Annotated in this window: 18 protein-coding genes; 11 read left to right on the top strand and 7 right to left on the bottom strand. The window is 50.8% G+C overall.

Annotated elements, in window-relative coordinates; translation table 11 throughout:
• Positions 1 to 87: 87 nt before the first annotated feature.
• On the bottom strand, positions 88 to 507 hold the full coding sequence (locus B0B12_RS05420) for a C40 family peptidase (protein ID WP_244554606.1): 420 nt from the start codon (positions 505 to 507) through the stop codon (positions 88 to 90).
• Positions 508 to 963: 456 nt separating this feature from the next.
• Between B0B12_RS05420 and B0B12_RS05415 the strand changes: the two genes are divergently transcribed.
• The 3 genes from B0B12_RS05415 (at position 964) to B0B12_RS05405 (ending at position 4030) form a co-directional block, all read left to right on the top strand.
• Complete coding sequence (locus tag B0B12_RS05415; RefSeq protein WP_076666433.1) at positions 964 to 1377, top strand: hypothetical protein; 414 nt, start codon at positions 964 to 966, stop codon at positions 1375 to 1377.
• Between the two features lie 86 nt (positions 1378 to 1463).
• Positions 1464 to 3266 (top strand): M61 family metallopeptidase, encoded by a 1803-nt coding sequence (locus B0B12_RS05410; protein ID WP_076666432.1) that lies wholly within the window; start codon positions 1464 to 1466, stop codon positions 3264 to 3266.
• 320 nt (positions 3267 to 3586) lie between these two features.
• Positions 3587 to 4030 carry a hypothetical protein gene (locus B0B12_RS05405; protein ID WP_076666431.1) on the top strand — a complete coding sequence of 148 codons (444 nt, stop codon included), beginning with the start codon at positions 3587 to 3589 and terminating at the stop codon, positions 4028 to 4030.
• Between the two features lie 29 nt (positions 4031 to 4059).
• Here B0B12_RS05405 and B0B12_RS05400 read toward each other — a convergent pair whose 3' ends face one another.
• Positions 4060 to 5484: a Glu/Leu/Phe/Val family dehydrogenase gene (locus tag B0B12_RS05400; protein WP_076666430.1), complete on the bottom strand. Its 1425-nt coding sequence runs from the start codon at positions 5482 to 5484 to the stop codon at positions 4060 to 4062.
• A gap of 272 nt (positions 5485 to 5756) precedes the next feature.
• Between B0B12_RS05400 and B0B12_RS05395 the strand changes: the two genes are divergently transcribed.
• Positions 5757 to 6248, top strand: coding sequence for a hypothetical protein (locus B0B12_RS05395; RefSeq protein ID WP_076666429.1), 492 nt, complete (start codon positions 5757 to 5759; stop codon positions 6246 to 6248).
• 85 nt (positions 6249 to 6333) lie between these two features.
• Here B0B12_RS05395 and bamJ read toward each other — a convergent pair whose 3' ends face one another.
• On the bottom strand, positions 6334 to 6933 hold the full coding sequence (gene bamJ, locus B0B12_RS05390; protein WP_076666428.1) for a BamJ family beta-barrel-assembly machinery protein: 600 nt from the start codon (positions 6931 to 6933) through the stop codon (positions 6334 to 6336).
• Positions 6934 to 7678: 745 nt separating this feature from the next.
• Here bamJ and B0B12_RS05385 point away from each other — a divergent pair.
• Positions 7679 to 9235 (top strand): FMN-binding glutamate synthase family protein, encoded by a 1557-nt coding sequence (locus B0B12_RS05385; RefSeq protein ID WP_076666427.1) that lies wholly within the window; start codon positions 7679 to 7681, stop codon positions 9233 to 9235.
• Position 9236: 1 nt separating this feature from the next.
• A complete protein-coding gene (rnk, locus tag B0B12_RS05380) occupies positions 9237 to 9650 on the top strand; it encodes a nucleoside diphosphate kinase regulator (protein ID WP_076666426.1) in 414 nt (137 codons plus the stop codon).
• Between the two features lie 111 nt (positions 9651 to 9761).
• Here rnk and B0B12_RS20220 read toward each other — a convergent pair whose 3' ends face one another.
• From B0B12_RS20220 to B0B12_RS05370, 3 genes are all read right to left on the bottom strand, one after another.
• Positions 9762 to 9923, bottom strand: coding sequence for a hypothetical protein (locus B0B12_RS20220; RefSeq protein ID WP_170871820.1), 162 nt, complete (start codon positions 9921 to 9923; stop codon positions 9762 to 9764).
• Between the two features lie 154 nt (positions 9924 to 10077).
• Entirely contained in the window at positions 10078 to 13464 is a 3387-nt protein-coding gene (locus B0B12_RS05375) for a methylmalonyl-CoA mutase family protein (protein WP_076666425.1), read from the bottom strand.
• Positions 13465 to 13675: 211 nt separating this feature from the next.
• Positions 13676 to 14356 (bottom strand): helix-turn-helix transcriptional regulator, encoded by a 681-nt coding sequence (locus B0B12_RS05370; RefSeq protein ID WP_076666424.1) that lies wholly within the window; start codon positions 14354 to 14356, stop codon positions 13676 to 13678.
• A 307-nt stretch (positions 14357 to 14663) separates the two neighbouring features.
• On the opposite strand from B0B12_RS05370, the gene lepA reads away from it, so the two are divergent.
• From lepA to B0B12_RS05345, 5 genes are all read left to right on the top strand, one after another.
• The gene (lepA, locus tag B0B12_RS05365; RefSeq protein WP_076666423.1) at positions 14664 to 16448 is read left to right on the top strand and encodes a translation elongation factor 4; all 1785 of its coding nucleotides are present in this window, start codon (positions 14664 to 14666) and stop codon (positions 16446 to 16448) included.
• Positions 16449 to 16542: 94 nt separating this feature from the next.
• Positions 16543 to 17043 (top strand): class IV adenylate cyclase, encoded by a 501-nt coding sequence (locus tag B0B12_RS05360; RefSeq protein WP_076666422.1) that lies wholly within the window; start codon positions 16543 to 16545, stop codon positions 17041 to 17043.
• Between the two features lie 35 nt (positions 17044 to 17078).
• Entirely contained in the window at positions 17079 to 17960 is an 882-nt protein-coding gene (locus B0B12_RS05355) for a bifunctional 5,10-methylenetetrahydrofolate dehydrogenase/5,10-methenyltetrahydrofolate cyclohydrolase (protein WP_076666421.1), read from the top strand.
• Between the two features lie 313 nt (positions 17961 to 18273).
• Positions 18274 to 18927, top strand: a complete 654-nt coding sequence (locus tag B0B12_RS05350) for a 7-carboxy-7-deazaguanine synthase QueE (RefSeq protein ID WP_076666420.1) — start codon at positions 18274 to 18276, stop codon at positions 18925 to 18927.
• A gap of 6 nt (positions 18928 to 18933) precedes the next feature.
• The gene (locus B0B12_RS05345) at positions 18934 to 20859 is read left to right on the top strand and encodes an OmpA family protein (protein WP_076666419.1); all 1926 of its coding nucleotides are present in this window, start codon (positions 18934 to 18936) and stop codon (positions 20857 to 20859) included.
• An 884-nt stretch (positions 20860 to 21743) separates the two neighbouring features.
• On the opposite strand, the gene B0B12_RS05340 is transcribed toward B0B12_RS05345, so the two are convergent.
• The gene (locus tag B0B12_RS05340; RefSeq protein ID WP_076666418.1) at positions 21744 to 23030 is read right to left on the bottom strand and encodes a citrate synthase; all 1287 of its coding nucleotides are present in this window, start codon (positions 23028 to 23030) and stop codon (positions 21744 to 21746) included.
• Positions 23031 to 23358: the final 328 nt, after the last annotated feature.

Below are 23358 nucleotides of genomic sequence, written 5' to 3'. Positions count from 1 at the left end.
AGCGGAAATTTGCCCGACCAGCAAATGCCAGTCGGGCTATATAGAGTGTCTTACGTAATTAGCAGGATTTTTTGTTCGGCCTATACCTTAAAGGACGCGTCTCACGCCCAAAAAACGAACATCGTAACCCGTACCCTCTACCTGGCTGATCTTAACACCACCATTAGAAGAGGAGTGTACAAAGCTGATGGTGTCGCCCGGTTCTGAAATGACGATGCCCACATGACCGGGCTCGCGCACATGCGGGTTAGTCCCTGTAAAAATAACCAAGTCGCCCGGCTGGGCCTCATCGCGCGACACCGCTATACCGTCCTCAGATTGCGTAGTAGAAGAGCGCGAAATCGGCACTCCAAATTCCTGGAACACATGCGATGTAAAGCCTGAGCAGTCAAATCCGCTATCAGTTGTGCCGCCATATTTATAAGGCGTTCCCATCAGCGACATGGCGTATGTGATCAATTCGCCTGCTGGAGCGTCTCCACCAGCTCTTATCCAATCTCTCTCCACGGCATCAGCACTCGAAAGTATAGCAGCCTTATTACGATTATTAGTTGCTACCTGCTTGTCGGTTTTCAAACTGGCAAAGTGTACAGTTGTCGTTTCTTGCGTAGGTGTAGTTGCCTGGTCATCCCCCGCTGATAGCAGGACTAATAACAAAACAACTGGGGCAAGCATTAGGGCAAATATCTTTTTCATAGCTTTCGTGTTTAGGTTAAGTAACAATAACTATGGAAATATCGTGCCAAACTATTTGGGTATACCTTAGTAACAGCCCTTGTATGTTGGTGATAAACAAGTAACTACCCAAACGATCACGTTATTTTTCACAGGTATTTTAAGGTAGTTCGTCTGCCATTTGTAACCGTTAGTATAAATAAACCTCACAGAAACTATTTAATGGTATAATAATATTAAATATTATTACATATCTTATATATTTGTAGCGGATTTAATGCACAGAGGATGGAATTGTTTAAGTCAGATAACTGTGAAGTAGAGTTTGTAGCAGACCGGCTAGAATTACGGTACGATCAGCACAAGCAGGCAGAGGATTTCACGAAAGGACCACTTGCTGCCCTGGCATTTGCCAAAGAACACCACATCAAGTTGTGGTTGTTTGACCTGCGTCAGATCGGACGATTCAGTGAAAACGAAGAGACTTGGCTGCAGTCCCAGCTTTTTCCGCAGATTATGATGCATCTGGGCACCGGCAATCACGTGGCATTGGTAGTAGATGAGCGCTGCTACGACGACATGATCAAAGAATCGGGCTTGCTAGGGCTCAAAAGCTATAATTCTTTTATTATCATCAATACTTTTTGCGACTTGCAGGTGGCCGTCGAGTGGCTGGACCACCGGCAGTCTGAGTGCGCTTAGATCCTATACCTGTCCCGTGCGGATTTTGAAAAGCAGGCTTTTTGTCGTAAAATGCCTTCTTCTAATCATCAATCCAACTAAACCGCATGCTTCAACCCAGGCAATCCATCCAATTCCTGTTCCTATCCATTTGCTTTTTCCTCCTCTCCACGCTTCCGGCACTTGCCATTGATCTGCGCTATACCTTGTCGATGCCAGAGCCGCACACCCACTATTTTGAGGTGGAGGTAGAGCTAAGTGGCGCCCGACACAACTACATCGATTACAAAATGCCGGTATGGGCCCCGGGCTCATACCTGGTGCGTGAATTCGCCAAAAATGTGGAAGGCTTCAGCGCCACCGACAAATCGGGCAAGGCACTGCGTCACGAGAAGGTCAGCAAAAACACCTGGCGTGTGTATAGCAACAAAGCCGATGCTGTGCGGGTGCGCTACAAGGTATACGCCTATGAGATGAGCGTGCGCACCAGCTTTCTAGACGCATCGCATGGCTATGTGAACGGCACCAGCATGTTCATGTATCCGGAGGGCTACCAGAAGCAGCAGGGCACGCTGGTGGTGCAGCCCTACAAAGACTGGAAAACCGTATCTACCGGCCTCAAAAGCACCGGAAACTATACCTATACCTTCCCGGACTATGATGTACTGGCCGACTCTCCTCTGGAGATAGGCAACCACGAGGTGCTGCGCTTTGAGGCGGGCGGCGTACCCCACGAAGTGGCTATGTACGGCGAAGGAAACTATGAGCCGGCCCGTCTGCTGGCCGACATGAAGAAGGTGGTGGAGGAGTGCATCAGCCTGATGGGGGAGCTGCCGGTGGACCGCTACGTATTCATCGTGCATAACCTGCACAAAGGCGGCGGTGGACTGGAACACCTGAACTCGACCACCTTGCAGACAAGCCGCTGGAACTACGGAACCGAGCAGGGCTATACCGGTTTTATGGCACTGGTGGCTCACGAGTACTTCCACCTCTGGAACGTGAAGCGTCTGCGCCCGGCACCGCTCGGCCCCTTCGACTACGACAAGGAGAACTATACCCGATTGCTGTGGGTGTCAGAAGGCATCACCAGTTATTACGACGATCTGCTCACCCAGCGGGCCGGCGTCATGCCCACAAAGCGCTACCTCGACATCGTGGCGGGCAGCATCAACTCGGTAGAGAACACACCGGGCAACCAGGTACAGACAGTGGCCGAATCGAGTTTCGATGCCTGGATCAAGTACTACAGGCGCAACGAGAACTCCAACAACGCGGAGGTTTCCTACTACACCAAGGGCGGTGTGCTGGGGCAGTTGCTCAACATGGAGATCATGAAAAACACCAAAGGCGACAAGAGCCTGGACGACGTGATGCGCTACATGTATGATCGCTATTACAAAAAACTCAACCGTGGCTTTACGGAACAGGAATTCAAAGAGGCTTTGGAGCGCTTTGCCGGCCGGAAACTGGATGATTTTTTCCAGAGCTACGTGCACGGCACCAAAACACCGGACTACAACGCCTATTTCGGGGCAGCCGGCCTGCGGCTTGTCAACCGGAACGAAGGCACGCTCAACCTCAACTGGGGTGCGGGCACAGCTCTTGAGAACGGTCGAACCATTGTCAAAACCGTAGCGCGCGGCAGCAGTACCTACGAAGGTGGCCTTAACGTAAACGACGAGCTCATCGCCATTGATGGGTACCGGGTGGAAAGTGATATTACGCCTTTGATAAGTGGTCGCACTATAGGGGATAAGGTGCCCGTAACCGTCGTGCGCGACGGCAAGCTGCTGGAGCTTCAGATCCCGATTGTGGCAGACAAAAGTGTTCGCTATCAGTTTGAACGGGTGGAGAATCCGACTGCGGTGCAGCAGAAGATCTATAACAAATGGCTGAAGCAAGGTTAATCATATAGTTCCTGAATACAAAGGCGGCGCTCCGAAGGCGCCGCTTTTTTTACCACTTAGGTAGCTTCTTTTGAGTAGTCTGCCATCCAAAAGATACTCCGAATGCAGTATGACTAAATACGTCGAAAGCTACAGGAACCTAAGCATGGGATAGAAAAATAACTATATAATACTGGATATTTAAAATAGCACTGATTTGTCGTGATAAGCCAGATTTTATTAGGACTGGGTTTAGGAATTTTTACAGGATGAGATTTGCACAAAAATAAATTACATATTATATTTCGAATATAAATGTCAGAAACCAAGCGGTTTGCCCTATGGTCATCAGCGATTCGTCCTATGCTTTTGTTCACTATTCAAAGGATGCCAATGTGCTGTGCATTAGCTGGAAATTGAACCCCGGCATGGAGCAGTTCCGAAATCTCTATTGGCAGGTGCTACAGTTTGTCAAGACCAATCCTGCAATCTACTACTATACCACCGATATTTCACGCATCGGCCCATTAAAGGCGGAGCAGGAGGCATGGCTGAGCCGCGAATATTACCCACAAGTATACAACATCATCGGCAGGGACATTTACGCTGCTGTTATCTTCTCAGAGGGTCATTTTAAAGCGCTGGTGAACAACTACATGGCAACCCCCCAACTGCCAGTGCATGACTTCATTCACTTCAACTATTTTACTGACAGGGAAGAGGCTTTGGATTGGTTTCTGTTCATGCAAAAAGGCCAGGACCTCGCCCTACTGGCAAAATCCTGACCTTTCCTATACCTTGTTCGACTCTTAAATCAAGGGAAGATACCAAGCGCTTCGTAGCTGACGCCTATCTTTTCGATCGCTGAAAGGAAGGCGGCCGTGCGCATGTCTTCGATGTCTTTCCTGTTCATCACCCCTCTGATCTCGTGATAGGCATTGATCATGGTGTCCTCCAGGCCGGAGCGCACCAGACTGATCTCATCCGATCCTTGTATGAGCAAATTACGCTCGTGCGTGGACATGCTCTTGCCGGAGGCGCTCTCAATGGCATTCACAAGACGACGATGACTGGCTTCTTCGGCCCGCTTGCCCATACGCCCGAAACGCACGTTCGACAGGTTTTTGAGCCACTCGAAGTAGGAGACGGTTACACCGCCGGCGTTGATGTACAAGTCAGGTATGATGATGATGCCTTTCTGGAGTAGAATCTTCTCGGCGTCGCGGGTAACAGGGCCGTTAGCGCCTTCCGCTACGATCTTGGCCTTGATGCGGGCTGCATTGTCGGCGTGAATCTGGTTTTCAAGTGCGGCAGGGAGCAGCACATCGCACTCTTCTTCCAGCAGTTCAGCTGAATTCTCGAAATTTTTGCATTGCCCGAAGTTCAGGATCGAACCGGTTTCGCTGCGGTGTTTGAAGGCCTCGGCCACATCGATGCCATTTGGGTTATATATACCGCCCTCACGCTCGGCTATACCAATAATCAGGGCGCCATCCTGCTGGCAGAAGTGTGCAGCATTGTAGCCCACATTACCCAGGCCCTGTACGATAATGCGCTTGCCCTCCATGGTGTTGCCTTCTATACCTGCCTTTCGCATCAGGTCGGAGTCGCTGAAAGCCTCGCGTATGCCATAGAATATACCCAGGCCAGTAGCCTCAGCACGTCCGCGTATACCTCCCTGGCCCACCGGTTTGCCCGTCACGCAGCCCAATGCATTGGTTTCGCCATACTTGAGCGCCTGGTAGGTGTCCGCAATCCAGGCCATTTCACGGCTGCCGGTTCCGTAGTCGGGAGCCGGCACGTCCATACCTGGGCCGATCAGGTTCCGCTTGATCAGTTCGGCTGCATAGCGGCGTGTTACTTTCTCAAGCGTTTTCACAGAGCTGGTACGCGGGTTGATCTTTACGCCACCCTTGGCTCCTCCAAATGGAACGTCAACCACAGCGCACTTAAACGTCATAAGCGTAGCCAGCGCCTTCACTTCATCTTCATCCACCTGCATACTGAATCGGATACCACCTTTGGAGGGGAGTTTGTGGTGGCTGTGCTGTACCCGGATGCCTTCGAACACTTCCACGCGGCCGTCGATCTCTACCGGAAACGACACTTTGTAAACACTGTTGCAAGTCTTGATTTGGGCCAGAATGCCAGGGTCAAGCTTAGAATAACTGGCAGCGTGGTCGAAGAACTGGTGCACGCTCTCCAGAAATTTTCTGCCCTCATTATCGGTGTTAGCCATACGAGTATATCTTTTTGGTGAATGCATTAAATGTGTTTAGAACGGCTGCTAGGTTAATTTGTTTGCTCACAAGCCTCTGTTTCACAATTCAGCCTGGTTTATGGGAATTTTTTTAAACTTCTTAGCTACTTGTCAGTTAGCCAGTTAACCCGAATAAATATATGAATCCAATAAATTATTTAACTATATTTTGTTTTTATAATATAAATATTACATCTTTGTTTATCACATAATCCACATGATGGCCTTTGCCGCATAACCCGATCCATACCATGTACACAGATAAAATAATGGGTGCCAATGCATTTGGCAGACATTTTTCGGTAAAAGACCAGCACCGGAGCGTACTGAAGGAGCAGCTTACGCTACAGTATAACCACGAAGAAGAGACACTTTATGTGAAGTGGGAGGGAGAGGTAAGTTCGAACGAGCTGCGTCAGGGCTATGCCCACATCATGAACATGGTGCTTACCTACAAGCCGCAGAAGTGGATCATGGACCTGCAAAACAGGCGGACCATTGAGAAAGAAGACCAGCAATGGGTGTTCAAATATGTTTTTCCGCAGGTGTTGCGCGCCGTGCAGAAGAACGTGTTCGTCGCCATTGTGATGCCGGTGTTTGCCTACAGCAGCCTGGTGAATGAAATTGACGGAGACGAGTTGATGGACGGCGATAATTTTATGATCATCCATCATTTCCTGTACCCGGAGGAGAGCCGACGCTGGTTGCAGGAGATGGCCGAAACAGATCTGAAGATAGCCTAGGTATAGCGCTATACTTAAAAGAAGAGGTCCGGCAGGTGTGTTCAATCACCCGGCCGGACCTCTGTATTTTATACCTGACTATGTATTAATGTACCGAGATCAGCTCTACGTCAAAAATAAGTGTGGTATTTGGTCCGATTACGTCACCGGCACCCTGCGAGCCATAGGCCAGGTTAGACGGGATGAAGAGTCTCCATTTGGCACCTTCCTTCATCAGCTGAAGCGCCTCTGTCCAACCCGCGATCACACCGTTCACTGGGAAAGTGGCCGGCTGTCCGCGCTCATAACTCGAGTCGAATACGGTTCCGTCGATCAGCGTGCCGTGGTAGTGGGTCGTTACTTTGTCTGAGGCCGAAGGCGACTTGCCTGTGCCTTCCTGGATCACCTGATACTGCAGGCCGCTTGGCAGTGTTTTGATGCCTTCCTTGTTTTTATTTTCTGCTAAAAAAGCCTCGCCAGCTTTCTGGTTCTCTCCGCCTTTTGCGCCCTGCTTCTGTTGCATTTCCTGCTGCAGCGCCATCATCGCCATCTGGATGTCCTGCTGCGACAGCGAAGAAGGTTCGCCAGCGATAACTTCTTTCAAGCCTTTGAAGAAAGCTTCTGCTTCGATGTCGATTCCCTGCTTTTTGAGGTTGGCAGCCATGTCGCGGCCGATGATGTAGCTTATTTTTTCCTGTTGTGTCATGTAATAAGGAATAGGTGATAGGATTTATTTCCGGGGGCTAAAGGTACAGTTTATACAATGATATACCTAAAGAGGCACTGTATATGGAGAAAAAAAGCAGGTCGGAAAACCTGCTTAGTACTTTGTCAAAACAACAGTTGCGAGCCTATAAATACAGGTGCACGTCGTCTTCGTGGAGATTCATTTGAAGTTGCTCAGGCGACATCCAGCCTTTCATGAAATAGCCAAATGTGGTACCAATAAGCAGGAGAGAGGATATGGTCGTAAAGCGCATCATGTTTGTAGCCTGAAGAGTTAAACTTAAATTTCCTAACGCTATATAGGGATTAAGGTTGTGCCCTTTGCCATACCATTAATTGTATTTTGTCGTTAAGTCCCTAAGTTGGCTGTCTGGAATAGCTTTGGACCAAAAAAATGCCCATTTATAATTATTAGTGGCTGATTTTTGTGTTTTCTCCTTTTCTTTCCGCTAACTTTGCACTGTCAATCATAAAGATTATGAGGCCAACCGGCAAACACCTTTCTTTTTGGCTTGCTATACCTGCTTCCGGGCTGGTGGCAGCTTCTCATCATGTGGCAATGTGTGATGAACTGAACGGCTATTGCCTTAACTTCTTTTCCTCCCCAAAGGCCTTTAACTAGTAAGCCGGAGCTTACAGCTCTGGCCCCCTGCAAACAAAACTGGCAATTACCGATTTCTGGTTTAACAAGTTCCCTTTATTTAATTCATTTTTGATTTTTCAACATGGCGAGTAAGGTCAGTGTCAGGCAATCCATGGGATATGCCTTTCTATCAGCTTATCTGATTACCTTGTTTTTATCGGTGTTCGAACGGCAGTACCTGTGGCTGCTGGTGGTCGTTGTGCCGCTGCACCTGTTATACCTGGCCAACATCCGGCAAGGCAAGCATTCTATCCTGCGCAACTACCCGATGGTGGGTTACCTGCGCTATCTCTTCGAAAGCATCCGCCCGGAAATCCGGCAGTACTTTTTTGAATCCGACCTGGACGGCAAGCCCTTCAGCCGCCGCCAGCGCTCCATCGTGTACCAGCGTGCTAAAAACGAGCGCGAGACAGTGCCTTTCGGTATGCAGGCCAACAGCCACGAGGCCGGTTTTGAGTGGATCGCGCATACCATGTTCCCGGCACGCGTGCAGACGAAAGACCTGCGCGTGACCGTAGGGGGGAGCCGTTGCAAGCAGCCCTACAGTGCGAGCATTTATAATATCTCGGCCATGAGCTACGGCTCATTGAGCAAAACTGCCGTGACCGCCCTGAGTGCCGGAGCCAAGCTGGGCGGCTTTGCCCACAACACCGGCGAGGGCGGTGTGAGCCCCTTCCACATTGAGGGAGGCGGTGACCTGATCTGGCAGATTGGTACAGGCTACTTCGGCTGCCGCGACAAAGACGGAAACTTCTCTGAAACACTGTTCAAGGAGCAGGTGGCGCATCCGAACATCAAGATGGTGGAGATCAAATTGTCGCAGGGTGCCAAACCGGGCCATGGTGGTATCTTGCCGGCAGCCAAAAACACGCCGGAGATTGCGGCCATACGTAAAGTAATGCCCCACACAACAGTGGCTTCTCCTCCGGCGCACTCGGCTTTCAGCGATCAGTTCACCATGCTTCTCTACATTGATAAGCTGCGCGTGCTGTCAGAGGGCAAACCGATTGGCATTAAGCTATGTATCGGCAACAAGCAGGAATTCGAGCTGCTGTGCAAAGAGATGAAGCACAACCGCATTTACCCGGACTTCATCACGATTGACGGAGCCGAGGGTGGTACAGGCGCTGCGCCGTTGGAGTTTACCGACAGCCTGGGCATGCCATTGTACGATGCACTGGCCTACGTGCAGCACATGCTGGAGCAGTACGATCTGCGTGACGAAATCAAGCTGATCGCGGCAGGCAAGATCATCACGGGGGTCGATATCATCAAGGCGATCTCGCTGGGTGCCGACATCTGCTACAGTGCCCGCGGCATGATGTTCGCGCTGGGTTGTATACAGGCCCTGAAATGCGACTCTGGTCGCTGCCCGGTAGGTATAGCCACGCAGGACAAGAACCTGTACCAGGGACTGGACGTAGCTGATAAACGTGTGCGGGTAGCCAATTTCCATGGCAATACCATTAAGTCGACCATCGAGGTGATGGAGGCTTGCGGATTTGGCTCGCTGGAAAGCATCACACCAGACAAAATATTCAGACGAGTGGAGCAGGGGCAGACGAAGAGCTTCCAGGATATTTATTTTCCGAAGCAGACTTCATCTAGTCCTGTCAGCAAAAATTACGTACTAAACTGATATGGAAGAAAACGTGATCTATCTTACGGAGCAGGATTACAAGCGCCTGATTGAACTGATACAACAGCAGCGGCAGGGGCCAGGAATGCAGGCCAACATTGCCAAGCTGGGGGAGGAACTGAAGCGTGCCAAAAGGGTCGCCTCGGAAGAGATTCCGGCTGAGGTCGTGACGATGAATTCTACTGTATTGCTTCGGGACCTGAAAAGTGGCAATGAGCTGGAAATCACGCTGGTGTATCCGCGAGATGCGGATGTGAACGCCCGAAAGATCTCGATTCTGGCACCGGTGGGTACTGCCATCATTGGCTGCAAAGAGGGAGACGAGATTGAGTGGCCTGTGCCATCCGGCACCATCAACTATAAGATAGAGAAAGTGACCTTCCAACCGGAGGCATCCGGCAATTACGCACTGTAATATTAACTATAACTAGCAAAAAGCCAGTTCGCAACCTGCCAAAGCAGCGCGAACTGGCTTTTCGTTTTATCAAATTGGGATAATCTATACCTGTCGGAAACCTATACCTGATTAGGCGTAATCGCTGACATCCTCATCCCACAAATCAAAATCAATATCCTCTTCTGCAATTCGGGTATTGAGGTATACGTAGGTAGCCAGGCCCAAAAAGAGGAGGGCAGAACCCACCAGCATAAACGGGAAATCCTGTGAATCTTTGTTTTTTCTTTTCATAAATGCGGTGCCTATATGTTGCTTTATACCTTGCAAAGCGGCATTATGTTGTCAATAAGCTGGCTGTTAAAGGTATAAAAAAGCAAAGGCCAGACTTATCAGCCCGGCCTTTGCTTTTAAAACGCCAGGAAACCCTGGCATATTTTATCGTAGGTTACATATTTCTGCGGTATTGGCCACCTACTTCGAATAAGGCATTGGTGATTTGGCCCAGGGAGCAGTATTTGACCGTTTCCATCATCTCCTCGAAGATGTTGCCGTTGTTGATGGCCACCTGCTGGATGCGCTTGAGCATCTCGGCAGACTGATCAGCATTGCGCTGGTGTAGTGCCTGCAGCATGGAAATCTGGTACTGCTTCTCTTCCTCGGTCGCGCGAATTACCTCCTGCGGAATAACCGTAGGAGAGCCCTGTGATGACAGGAAGGTATTCACGCCGATGATCGGATACTCGCCCGTGTGCTTCAGCGTCTCGTAGTACAGGCTTTCCTCCTGGATCTTGCCGCGCTGGTACATAGTCTCCATCGCACCAAGCACGCCGCCACGCTCCGTGATACGGTCGAACTCGGCCAGGACAGCTTCCTCCACCAAATCCGTCAGCTCTTCGATGATGAAAGAGCCCTGCAGCGGATTCTCATTCTTTGCCAGACCCAACTCGCGGTTGATGATCAGCTGAATCGCCATCGCGCGACGTACCGAAGCCTCGGTTGGCGTCGTGATGGCCTCGTCATAAGCGTTAGTGTGCAGCGAGTTACAGTTGTCGTAGATCGCGTACAGGGCCTGCAGCGTGGTGCGGATGTCGTTAAAGTCGATCTCCTGCGCGTGCAGCGAACGGCCTGATGTCTGGATGTGGTACTTGAGCATCTGCGAACGGGCATCGGCGTTATACTTGTGCTTCATCGCCTTCGCCCAGATACGGCGCGCCACACGGCCAATCACGGCGTACTCCGGATCGATGCCATTGGAGAAGAAGAAGCTCAGATTTGGGGCGAACTTGTTGATGTCCATGCCGCGGCTCACGTAGTACTCCACAAAGGTAAAGCCGTTGGCCAGCGTAAAGGCCAGCTGCGTGATCGGGTTGGCACCGGCTTCGGCAATGTGGTAACCGGAAATAGATACTGAATAGAAGTTGCGTACGTTCTTGTCGATGAAGTAGGCTTGTACGTCACCCATCAGGCGCAGCGAGAACTCCGTGGAGAAGATACAGGTGTTCTGTGCCTGGTCTTCCTTCAGAATATCAGCCTGTACCGTGCCGCGCACCGCAGCCAGTGTACGGGTTTTGATCGGTTCGTATACCTCTGCTGGTAACACCTGGTCACCGGTTACGCCAAGTAGCATCAGGCCCAGCCCGTCGTTGCCTTGTGGCAACTCGCCCTGGTACTGCGGACGTGCTATACCTTTCTCTTTATAAATTGCTTCGATTTTTTGGTTTACCTCATCCTCCAGTCCGTGCTCTTTAATATAAAGTTCGCACTGCTGGTCGATGGCGGCATTCATGAAGAAGCCAGTCAGAATGGCCGCCGGACCGTTGATTGTCATCGAAACCGAGGTCATCGGATCAGCCAGGTTGAAACCGGAGTAAAGTTTCTTGGCGTCGTCGAGGCAGCAAATGCTCACGCCTGAGTTGCCGATCTTACCATAAATGTCAGGACGGAAATCCGGGTCCTCGCCGTAGAGCGTTACCGAGTCAAATGCCGTAGACAGACGCTTGGCTGGCATACCTAAGCTCACGTAGTGGAAGCGACGGTTCGTACGCTCCGGTCCACCTTCGCCCGCAAACATACGTGTTGGATCTTCTCCTTCGCGCTTGAATGGGAACACACCGGCTGTGTAAGGGAACTCACCCGGTACGTTCTCCTGCAGGTTCCACTTGAGCAGATCGCCCCAGGCCTCGTAGCGTGGCGTGGATACTTTAGGGATCTGCAGGTGCGACAGGGATTCAGTATGTGTCTTAATCTTCAGTTCCTTGTCGCGCACCTTGAATACGTAGAACTCGTTCTTATAAGCCTGAACCTTCTCTTTCCAGTTCTCGAGTATCTTCTTGTTCTGTCCGTCCAGGCTCAGTTCCACCTCGGCATAGGCCTGCTCCAGCTGTCTGATCAAACGGTCTTTGTCCTCCACTTCTATACCTTGCACCGCCGCAATAGACTTTTTAATGCCGTATAGCTTCTGCGCTACTTCCGCCTGGTCTTTCGTCCACTTGTCGTAGTTGCGGATGGTCTCGGAGATCTCAGACAGATAGCGTGTGCGGGCAGGAGGGATGATGTATACTTTCTCCGACATCTCCTGCGAAGTCTGCAGGTTGGAGTTAAATTCCACACCTGTCTTTTCCGTCAGCTTCGCCATTACGGCACGGTAGAGCTGGTTCATGCCCGGGTCGTTGAACTGCGAGGCAATGGTGCCGAACACCGGAATCTCCTCGTCGCTCACATCCCACAACTGGTGGTTGCGCTTGTATTGTTTCTTCACGTCACGCAGGGCGTCCAAGGCACCCCGCTTGTCAAATTTGTTCAGGGCGATCACGTCGGCAAAGTCGAGCATGTCGATCTTCTCGAGCTGCGTGGCGGCACCATACTCGGGCGTCATTACATACAAACTCATATCCGAATGCTCGATGATCTCCGTGTCCGACTGGCCAATACCGGAAGTCTCCAGGATGATCATGTCGAAATCGGCGGCTTTCACAATGTCCACCGCGTCCTGCACATATTTGCTCAGGGCCAGGTTACTTTGACGCGTAGCCAGTGAGCGCATGTACACCCGCTCGTTCGAGATCGAGTTCATGCGGATGCGGTCACCCAGCAGGGCCCCGCCTGTTTTGCGCTTCGATGGGTCCACGGAGATGATGGCGATTTTCTTATCCGGAAAATCCATCAGGAAGCGGCGCACCAGCTCGTCTACCAAAGACGATTTACCGGCACCACCTGTACCAGTTATACCCAGTACCGGCGTCTTTACTTCTTTGGCCTGTTCTTTTACTTCGTCGAGGATGCTGCGGGCTTCGTCCGGGAAGTTCTCGGCAGCGGAGATCAGGCGGGCAATAGCCTTTGGGTTTTTGTCTCTCAAATGCTTCGCCTCACCGTTCAGGTCTTTGCCCGTAGGGAAGTCGCACTTTTCGAGCATGTCGTTGATCATGCCCTGCAGACCCATGGCGCGGCCGTCGTCCGGAGAGTAGATGCGAGCAATACCGTATCCGTGCAGTTCCTCAATTTCGATAGGCAGTATCACCCCGCCGCCTCCGCCGAAAATGCGGATATGGCCACAGCCGTGCTCGTTCAGCAGGTCGTACATGTACTTGAAGTACTCCATGTGGCCACCCTGATAGGAGGTGATGGCAATCGCCTGCGCGTCTTCCTGTATGGCGCAATCCACGATCTCCTGTACCGAGCGGTTGTGACCCAGGTGAATTACCTCAGCGCCGGATGCCTGTATGATGCGGCGCATGATGTTAATGGAAGCATCGTGCCCGTCGAACAGCGAGGCCGCCGTCACGATCCGGATATGGTTAACCGGCTTATATGGTTCTACTTTAGTAAGTTGCATATGTAATTAACAGGGATTTTTCAAATTTGATGCGAATATAGTCATTTTTGAGCAGGAATGACAGGGCACTCAGATGAATAGGGCATCCTGAGCGGCATTCGACTAAACGGAGAGGAATGGGATTCTGTTGTTCCACAGGCAGTACGTTCCGCCCGCTAATCCCTGGTCAGACGTGCGCGTTGCCCTTAGATAAAGAAGTGAGTTTCTGCAGTTAAATCAGGTCGAAAGCGCGGGCGTACTGGGCCAGTTCGTAAGATGAGGTGGCGTTGAGCTTGGCTTTGATGTTGCGTCGGTGAGTTTCGACGGTGGAGGTGGCGATGTATAGCTCCTCGGCAATTTCGGAAGAACTCTTGCCCAGTGCGGTCAGTTTCAGGATGTCCCGCTCACGACCGGACAACTGCGAGTAGGTGGAGAAGTTTTTTCGCAGGAAAATATTTTCCTCCAGCAACTTGCCCACCTTGGGCGTAACGTGGTGGTCCGGGTCTACCGGTATAGAAACCGTGATGGAGAGAATGGGATTGCCCTCTTCATCGCGCATGAAAATTTTGGAGCTGCTCAGGTGCCACACATAGTCCTGCTCCGGCAACAGCCGCACTTGCTGGAAATAGGTAACGTACTCGTTTATATCGTTGCGCTTGATCATACCCAACAGCTTCGGAACATAGTAATCCGCATCTTCAGGGTTAAAGAATTTTTTGTGGTAATCGAGTCCCATCGCCTTTATCTCTTCCTGCGTGGTTCCCAGAGATTTGGCCCCTCTTTCTGATATGTACTCAACCAGTCCGCTGTCAAGCCAGTGGATGATGACTACCCCCGGTATTTCTTCGTTAAGTGCCTGTACTTCATTTATTTTCCTCCTTATTTTCTCGTTGATGCTTTTGTTCTCAGTCATCACATTGATTTTTTAAGTCATAAATAGACTTTTACAATATATAGAGGAGTATGAATAAATCCAAACCTGGTCCGTACAGCATAAAAGAAAATGAGTGTTTACAGTTCAGGTAGTTGCTCTGGTAAGCCGGGTATAGACTGCTCTTCAGCCTCTAAATTCAGGTATGAGCATGGCAGCTTTGGAGCTTGAAAAGAGGGTAGGGGTGCTGGATTTGCTGTGCCTAAAACAGATTTAGTTCGCCCTGGCACTACTTTATTGAAATAAATTGACAGGAATATTATTAACTTTGTTCTCGTATTAAATTTATATGAAGAACATCCGAAATTTCTGCATCATTGCTCACATCGACCATGGTAAAAGTACTCTGGCCGACCGCTTGTTAGAGTTTACCTCTACCGTGGCTGAGCGCGAGATGCAAAACCAGCTGCTCGATAACATGGACCTGGAGCGTGAGCGCGGCATTACGATTAAGAGCCACGCCATCCAGATGAACTACCATTATAAGGGAGAAGACTATGTGCTGAACCTGATCGACACGCCGGGCCACGTCGACTTCTCATACGAGGTATCCCGTTCCATTGCCGCCTGCGAGGGCGCGCTGCTGATTGTGGACTCTTCGCAAGGTATAGAGGCGCAGACGATCTCTAACCTATACCTGGCCATTGGCTCGGACCTGGAAATTATTCCGGTGCTGAACAAGATCGACCTGCCACACGCTATGCCGGAAGAGGTAAGTGACCAAATCATCGACCTGATCGGTTGCGACAAAGAAGACATCATCCATGCCTCTGGTAAGGCAGGCATCGGTATAGAAGAGATTCTGAATGCCATTTGCGACCGCGTCCCTGCTCCGAAAGGCGACCCTAGCGCACCGCTGCAAGCCCTGATCTTCGACTCGGTTTTCAACTCTTACAGAGGCATCGAGGTATATTTCCGCATCTATAACGGAACGCTGAAGAAAGGGGAGAAGGTAAAGTTCATCAACACGGGCAAGACGTATGAAGCCGACGAGATTGGTGTTCTTAAACTGAACCAAGAGCCACGCCAGGAAATGGCCGCCGGTAACGTAGGTTACCTGATCTCGGGTATCAAGAATGCGAAAGAAGTAAAGGTAGGTGATACCATCACGCACGTCGACCGTCCTGCGGTAGGTATACAGGGTTTCGAAGATGTGAAGCCAATGGTATTTGCCGGTATATACCCGGTGGAGACGAGCGAGTACGAAGAACTGCGTGCCTCTATGGAAAAGCTGCAGCTGAACGACGCCTCACTGGTATGGGAACCGGAGACATCGGCCGCACTGGGTTTCGGATTCCGTTGCGGTTTCCTGGGCATGCTGCACATGGAAATCGTGCAGGAGCGTTTGGAGCGCGAGTTCGACATGACGGTGATTACGACCGTGCCGTCGGTACAGTTCCATGCCTATACCACCAAAAATGAGATGGTGAAGGTAAATGCGCCTTCCGAAATGCCGGAGCCGAACTATATTGACCACATCGAGGAGCCGTTCATCAAAGCCCAGATCATTTCGAAGGCCGAGTATGTGGGCCCGATCATCTCGCTTTGTATGGACAAGCGAGGTGTGCTGAAAAACCAGACCTACCTGACCAGCGACCGTGTAGAGCTGTCGTTCGAAATGCCGCTTGCCGAGATCGTATTCGACTTTTTTGATAAACTAAAGACTATTTCGAGAGGCTACGCTTCGCTTGACTATGAGCTGATCGGATTCCGTCAGTCGAACATGGTGAAGCTGGACGTGATGCTGAACGGCGAGAAGGTGGACGCCCTGAGCGCCATCGTTCACCGCGACAAGGCTTATGACTGGGGCAAGCGCCTCTGCGAAAAACTGCGTGAGCTGTTGCCTCGCCAAATGTTCGAGATCGCCATTCAGGCGGCCATTGGCCAGAAGATCATCGCTCGCGAAACGGTGAAGGCCCTGCGTAAGAACGTACTGGCCAAGTGCTACGGCGGTGACATTTCGCGTAAGCGCAAGCTCCTCGAGAAACAGAAAAAAGGAAAGAAACGCATGCGCCAGGTAGGCAACGTGGAGATTCCACAAGAAGCCTTCTTAGCTGTGCTCAAGCTCGACTAACAGTGCCAAGCCCCAACGTGCCCCTGCGCGCCGGGGCTTGCCGCTTTTTTAATGTTGACAAAAGTCCTTTGTCTGGTCTAAAACTACGGACGAATTGTACGCTGACATCACGATAAAAGCTCGCTGTGCCAATCCTACCGATGCAGAAAGTACGTTGCTGCAACACGAGGCAACATACGTAGGCCTCGACGTGCAGACCGATACCTTCTATGAAACCGATACCGGCAAGCTCAAGCACCGGCAGGGCAACATAGAAAATGTGCTCATACACTATAAGCGCGAGTACAGTGGAGGCTTGCAAAAGACAGAGGTGCTGCTATACCTGAAGAACCCCAGTCCAACTACAGTTGCGCAGGTATGCGATGGCAAACAGGTGATGGCGCAGGTAAAGAAGTTTCGCAAGATCTTCTTTATCGAGAATGTCAAGTTTCACATCGACCACCTGGAGGGATTAGGGCACTTTGTGGAGATTGAAGCCATTGACCTGGAAGGCTCCCTCGGAACGGAGGTACTGCGGCACCAGTTAAATTACTACAAAGGCTTGCTACAAATTGCCGACGAATATGTAGTGAACGACTCCTATGTAAACCTGTAATTGAAACTCTTAACACATAATTTTTAACTAGAAAGATGATTCTGCTCGACGGTAAAAAAACATCCGAAGCCATTCAGCAAGAGATTGCTGCAGAAGTTGCCGATATTAAAGCCAATGGTGGCAAAGTACCGCACCTGGCGGCCATCCTGGTAGGCAATGACGGTGGTTCTGTCACGTATGTGACCAACAAAGTGCTGGCCTGCGAAAGGGTAGGATTCGGCTCGACGCTGGTGCGCTACGAAGACGATGTGACCGAAGAAGAACTGCTTAGCAAAATTCAGGAACTGAACGAGAGCAAGGAAGTGGACGGTTTCATTGTGCAGCTGCCCCTTCCAAAGCATATCAATACGCAGAAGGTGCTGGAAGCCGTGGACCCGAAGAAAGACGTGGATGGCTTTCACCCGGCAAACGTGGGCCGCATGGTAGCCGGTCTGACTTCTTTCCTGCCCGCCACGCCTTACGGCATCCTGCAACTAATCGAGCGCTACGGCATCGAGACGAGCGGCAAACATTGCGTGGTGATCGGGCGCAGCAACATTGTGGGCTCTCCCATGAGCATCCTCATGGCCAAAGCCGCTTACCCAGGCAATGCCACCGTGACGCTTTGCCACCGCAATACCGTTGACCTGGCTTACCATACCCGTCAGGCGGATATCATCATTGCCGCTGTAGGTATACCTGGCCTGATCACTGCCGACATGGTAAAAGAAGGCGCTGTGGTGATCGACGTAGGCACAACCCGCGTTCCGGACGCTACCCGCAAGTCCGGCTACAGACTGCGCGGCGACGTGGATTTCGACAACGTGGCGCCGAAGTGCAGCTACATCACCCCGGTTCCGGGCGGTGTCGGTCCGCTGACCATTGCCATGCTGCTGAAGAACACACTCAGAGCAGCTAAAAAAGAAGTATACGCCTAAGCTTCTCATATCCCCCTCCTAAAAATAGAAGGGGGATTTTTTTTCGGGGTTCCTCCAACAGGTTTTCCCAAGCACAAATGCGATAGATATACCTGTACAAGACTTAAACAGGTCGCGACCTGACCCTACAAATCCAGACTATAGAAGTTTATGTTTCGGTTGGGTATAACGGAACATAAGTTGAGCTCTTCCTTGTTGCTTTTTTAACTAACTTTGCAAGTTCGGAGATGCCTGATTTTGGTTTAGGTATAGCCGGGCTTAATTTAAGAAGGCCTATACCTGTGGCTACAGGTATAGCCATTGGAATACAGATTTGGAAACGACAAAAGCATACAAGACCGCTTCAATTCATACAGTGCCCAAAGACGGCAGCGAGCTTCCGTTAATGGAGGCTTTTTACACGATTCAGGGGGAGGGTGGTAACACCGGTACGGCTGCTTATTTTATCAGGCTTGGTGGTTGCGACGTGGGCTGTCACTGGTGCGATGTAAAGGAGAGTTGGGACGCGGAGCAGCATCCTCTTACGCCTATACCTGAAATTGTAGCCACTGCCAAAACCTTTCCCGGCAAAACAGTCGTAGTCACAGGCGGCGAACCTTTGCTCTATAATTTAAACCCGCTGACAGCCGGATTGCAGGAAGCAGGTATACGGACGATGATCGAAACTTCCGGGGCCTACCCGTTGAGCGGTTACTGGGATTGGGTGTGTCTGTCCCCAAAAAAGTTCAAGGCGCCGGATGCTTCCGTGTATCCTTTTGCAGATGAGCTAAAAGTCATTATATTTAACAAATCGGACTTTGCGTGGGCAGAAGAGCATGCGGCCAGAGTAGGAGCTGACTGTAAGCTATACCTGCAGCCGGAGTGGAGCAAGGCGACGCAACTGATGCCGCTGATTGTCGAGTACGTTAAAAACAACCCCCAATGGCGTGTGTCCCTGCAGACGCACAAGTACATGGATATCCCTTAAAAAGCTATGCTTAAGCCACTGCTTCTTCTGACTCTGATTGCCCTTAGTGTAGCAACCACTTGCCTGGCACAGGACAGACCAGCCTCCAACTCCAGAAAAGCAGTGACCCTATATTACAAAGCGGAAGAAGCAGCGCAAGCCCGGGATTTTAACAAGGCGCTTGCCTACCTGGACGAGGCCATTGAGCGCGACCCCAAATATGCTGACGCTTACCTGAAAATCGCGAGTCTGCACCGGGCCATGGGCAACAAGCCAGAGGTGTTTGAGAACCTTCAGAAAGGGCTGTCCCTCAAGCCCTTCAATGCAGGTTTGATGAACAGCTACTTTGACCTGGCTGACCTCTATTTTGAGCGGGGAGACTACGAAAATGCCCGCAAAAACTTTGAGTTCTTCCTGCGTGGCAAGCCCCGGAACGGCCGTATGACCGACTTTGCGCGGCAGCAGATACAGTCCGCTGAGTTTGCTGCTGAGGCTATGAAGAAGCCGGTAAGCTTTAATCCGGTCAGGCTGCCTAGCAACGTCAACCGCTTCGAGCTCCAGTATTTTCCATCTACCACAGCCGACCAGCGTCACCTGATCTTCACAGCGCGGGCAGGCCACCGCCCGGACCAGGACGAAAACATATTCGTCAGCCAGTATCGTGACAACCAGTGGAGTCCGCCGAGCTCTATTTCGCCCGCCATCAACACCTCTGCCAATGAAGGGGCTGCCACCATTTCGGGTGACGGCAAAACGATTGTATTCACCTCCTGCAACCGCCCCGATAGCCAGGGCGATTGCGACCTGTACATATCTTTCCGGAGCGGTGACGAATGGAGCAAGCCTAAAAACATGGGCACCGTGGTGAATTCCAAGGCCTGGGACTCACAGCCGAGCCTTTCTGCTGACGGGCGAACCCTGTACTTCACGTCTACACGGCCAGGAGGTATAGGCAAAGAGGACATTTGGGTAACACGCCTCAATGAAGACGGATCATGGCAAAAGCCTGAGAATATGGGGGAGCCCGTGAACTCAAAAGGCCGCGACATGGCCCCCTTTATCCACGTGAGTGGTAGCACCCTTTACTTTGTAAGCGACGGGCATCTGGGGATGGGCGGCCTCGATGTGTTTATGACCAAGCAGGACAACAAGAGCAAGTGGGGTGCACCCGAAAATATGGGTTATCCGCTGAACACGCATGCCGACGAAGGCTCGCTCTTCATCACAGCCGACAACAAAAAAGGCTACTACTCCCGCCAGGAAATGACAGAGGCCGGTGCCGCTACTATACAGCTTTATGAACTGGACGTGCCTGAGAACTGGCGCAGCAAAGTAAAAAGTACCTACGCCCAGGGCCGCGTTTACCATGCCGACACCAAGAAGCCGATAGCAGCCGTAGTGCAGCTCTACGACGTGAATGCCGACTCGCTGGTGCAGCAAGTGAATTCCGACAAGGTATCAGGCGAGTATACCATTGTGCTATCAGATGGTCGACAGTATGGGTTATATGTGTCAGCCCCGGGTTTCCTGATGAACAGCCTCCACTTTGACTATACCTCCCGCAAGTCGCTGGACCCGGTAGCGCTCGACGTATACCTGAAACCGATCAAATCCGGTGCGGCCATCGTGCTCAACAACCTTTTCTTCGACACAGGGCAGTATAAGCTCGAGCGTGAATCGAAAACGGAGCTCGACAAGTTGATCACCTTCATGCGGCAGAACCCTTCTATCAAGATCGAGATCTCGGGGCATACGGACGACATAGGGTCTGATGCCGATAACAAAGTGCTCTCCGAGCGACGCGCCCGCTCTGTTGCCGACTACCTGCGCAGCAACAATGTCTCCAAGGACCGCATTACCTCCGTCGGCCACGGCGAGAGCAAACCCGTAAAGCCCAATACTTCCGACGAAAACCGCAGCCAGAATCGCCGCATAGAAATGCGGGTGTTATAGGGGAGACGATGACATTGCTATTACTTCAAGAACTGCGAGTGGTTAAAGGTTCCAGCGGTTGTAGAGGTATAGCATGTCTGAATCAGGATTTTCAGGATTCTAGGATTGACAGCATTTTCATGAATGATTGACACCCTCTGAGCTCTTCTCGAGGGGAGAGTTTTGACTTCTGCTAATCCAGAGGTTACAAGTGCTGTAGTTTCTGTTCTGCCATACTGGGTCCAACCACCCCTAACCCTTCCTGGGGAAGGGGCTCTCTAAAAAGTCTAAGGCGGGGAATTTGGATCTGCCAATTCACAGGTATAGGCGTTGTAGTTGGTTATATACCTGTGCACGATTATACCCACCCCTGCCCCTCCCGAGAGGGGAATCTGGGAACGATTGTCATCCCCCTACCCCCTTCGAAGGGGGACTTGCTGCTGCTGCCATTTCTTAAGGTATAAGCCCAGTAGCAAATGAACTCTGTACTACCCACACATACCACTGACAGGTATTGCAAGGCTAACTTACACTTGAGCAATGAAACAGACAGCTTTGCCAGGTGCACCAAACGATGCTCCACTGTTTGAGCGGTCAGCGAGTTTGGAGCGTCTTGATTTTTTTGCTTACTTTTTTCATCAAGGAAAAAAGTGAGGCCCGCCCAGCCAGGGCATACAGTGACCGCCGCACAGTCGAAGCTATAGAACAGTATAGCATGCTATACCTGTAACAGCATTAGCTATAAGGCACGTTATACCTATACCTATATCCGGGCAAGAGGCTCAACCATAGCCAACATTAGCGAGGACGCTTGCGCCATATTATCAAACCTTAGTCTCAAGCAACAAAAAAAAACGGCCCGCTACTACTCAGCAGCGGGCCGTTCTTTCTATTTCAAAACAATATTATCGTTTCTCGATATCCACGTAGTTACGCTCTGTTTCACCAGTGTAGATCTGACGCGGACGGCCGATTGGCTCCTTCTGCTCACGCATCTCTTTCCACTGGGCGATCCAGCCTGGTAGACGGCCCAGGGCGAACATTACCGTGAACATGTCGGTTGGGATGCCGAGTGCGCGGTAGATGATGCCGGAGTAGAAGTCTACGTTCGGGTAAAGCTTGCGCTCTACGAAATACGGATCGTTCAGGGCAGCTTCCTCCAACTCCATCGCAATCGTCAGGATTGGGTCGTTGATGCCGAGGGCAGACAATACTTCGTCAGCGGCCTTCTTGATGATACGGGCACGTGGGTCGAAGTTTTTGTACACACGGTGACCGAAGCCCATCAGGCGGAACGGATCGTCTTTGTCTTTCGCTTTGGCAATGTATTTCTTAGAATCGCCACCGTCAGCCTTTATAGCCTCCAGCATCTCGATCACAGCCTGGTTGGCACCACCGTGCAGCGGACCCCACAGGGCGCTGATACCGGCAGATACAGAAGAGTAGAGGCTGGCGTTCGCAGAACCTACCAGACGCACAGTAGATGTAGAGCAGTTCTGCTCGTGATCAGCGTGCAGGATCAACAGCTTGTTCAACGCATCCACTACCACCGGGTTGATCTCGTAATCTTCCGTTGGGAAGGCGAACATCATGTGCAGGAAGTTAGAGCAGTAGTCCAGCTTGTTTTTAGGATAGTTAACCGGATGCCCAACTGAGTTTTTGTACGACCAGGCCGCAATAGTTGGCATCTTCGCCATCAAACGGATGATCGACAGGTCTACCTCTTCTTTAGTTTGGTTCGGGTTAAGCGACTCCGGATAGAAAGCCGTCAGAGAACTGATCAGGGCTGACAGAATACCCATTGGGTGAGCAGTAGACGGGAAGCCGTCAAGTATCTTACGCATGTCCTCGTTCACGAGCGTGTGCATCTTGATCTTGCCGCTGAAGTCCTCCAGTTCCTGCGCAGTTGGCAGTGCACCGTAGATCAGCAGGTAGGCTACTTCAATGAAGTTCGATTTTTCGGCTAGTTGCTCTATCGGGTAGCCTCTGTAGTGCAGTATACCTTGCTCTCCGTCCAGGAAAGTGATCGCACTCTTCGTGGCACCTGTATTCTTATAACCTGAGTCCAGGGTGATGTAGCCTGAGTCCGAGCGCAAAGCCGCTATATCGATTGCTTTCTCATTCTCGGTACCAGTTACAACCGGGAACTTGTAGGACTTCCCTTCTAAAATTATTTCAGCGTGTTCTGACATGCCTGTATTTTTTATGTCCGTGATAGTGTCTCTTGTACGAGCGAAATTATGCAAATAATGTAATAAAATAAAATTAGGAGCGCATGAATATCTTAAGTTAATAATATTTTAATCCGCCCCGCCTCTGGTGACATTTGTATAAACGTCAGCCCGCCAAAAAGTTTCTGAAATCCGTCTTGTTTTAGAATTGCTATTAGCCCTAAGCTGATGTTGAAGAATTTGCAGGGGAATTTATCCGGAATTGGTACAACAATTTATATAACAATTCAGTACAGATTTGAAAAGTATTTCATAACGATCAGTTCTCCTGTTAAACCCATTAATGTGC

The sequence above is a fragment of the Pontibacter indicus genome, from assembly GCF_900156345.1.
GTDB lineage: Bacteria > Bacteroidota > Bacteroidia > Cytophagales > Hymenobacteraceae > Pontibacter > Pontibacter indicus.
This window is presented reverse-complemented; position numbering and strand designations above follow the sequence as displayed.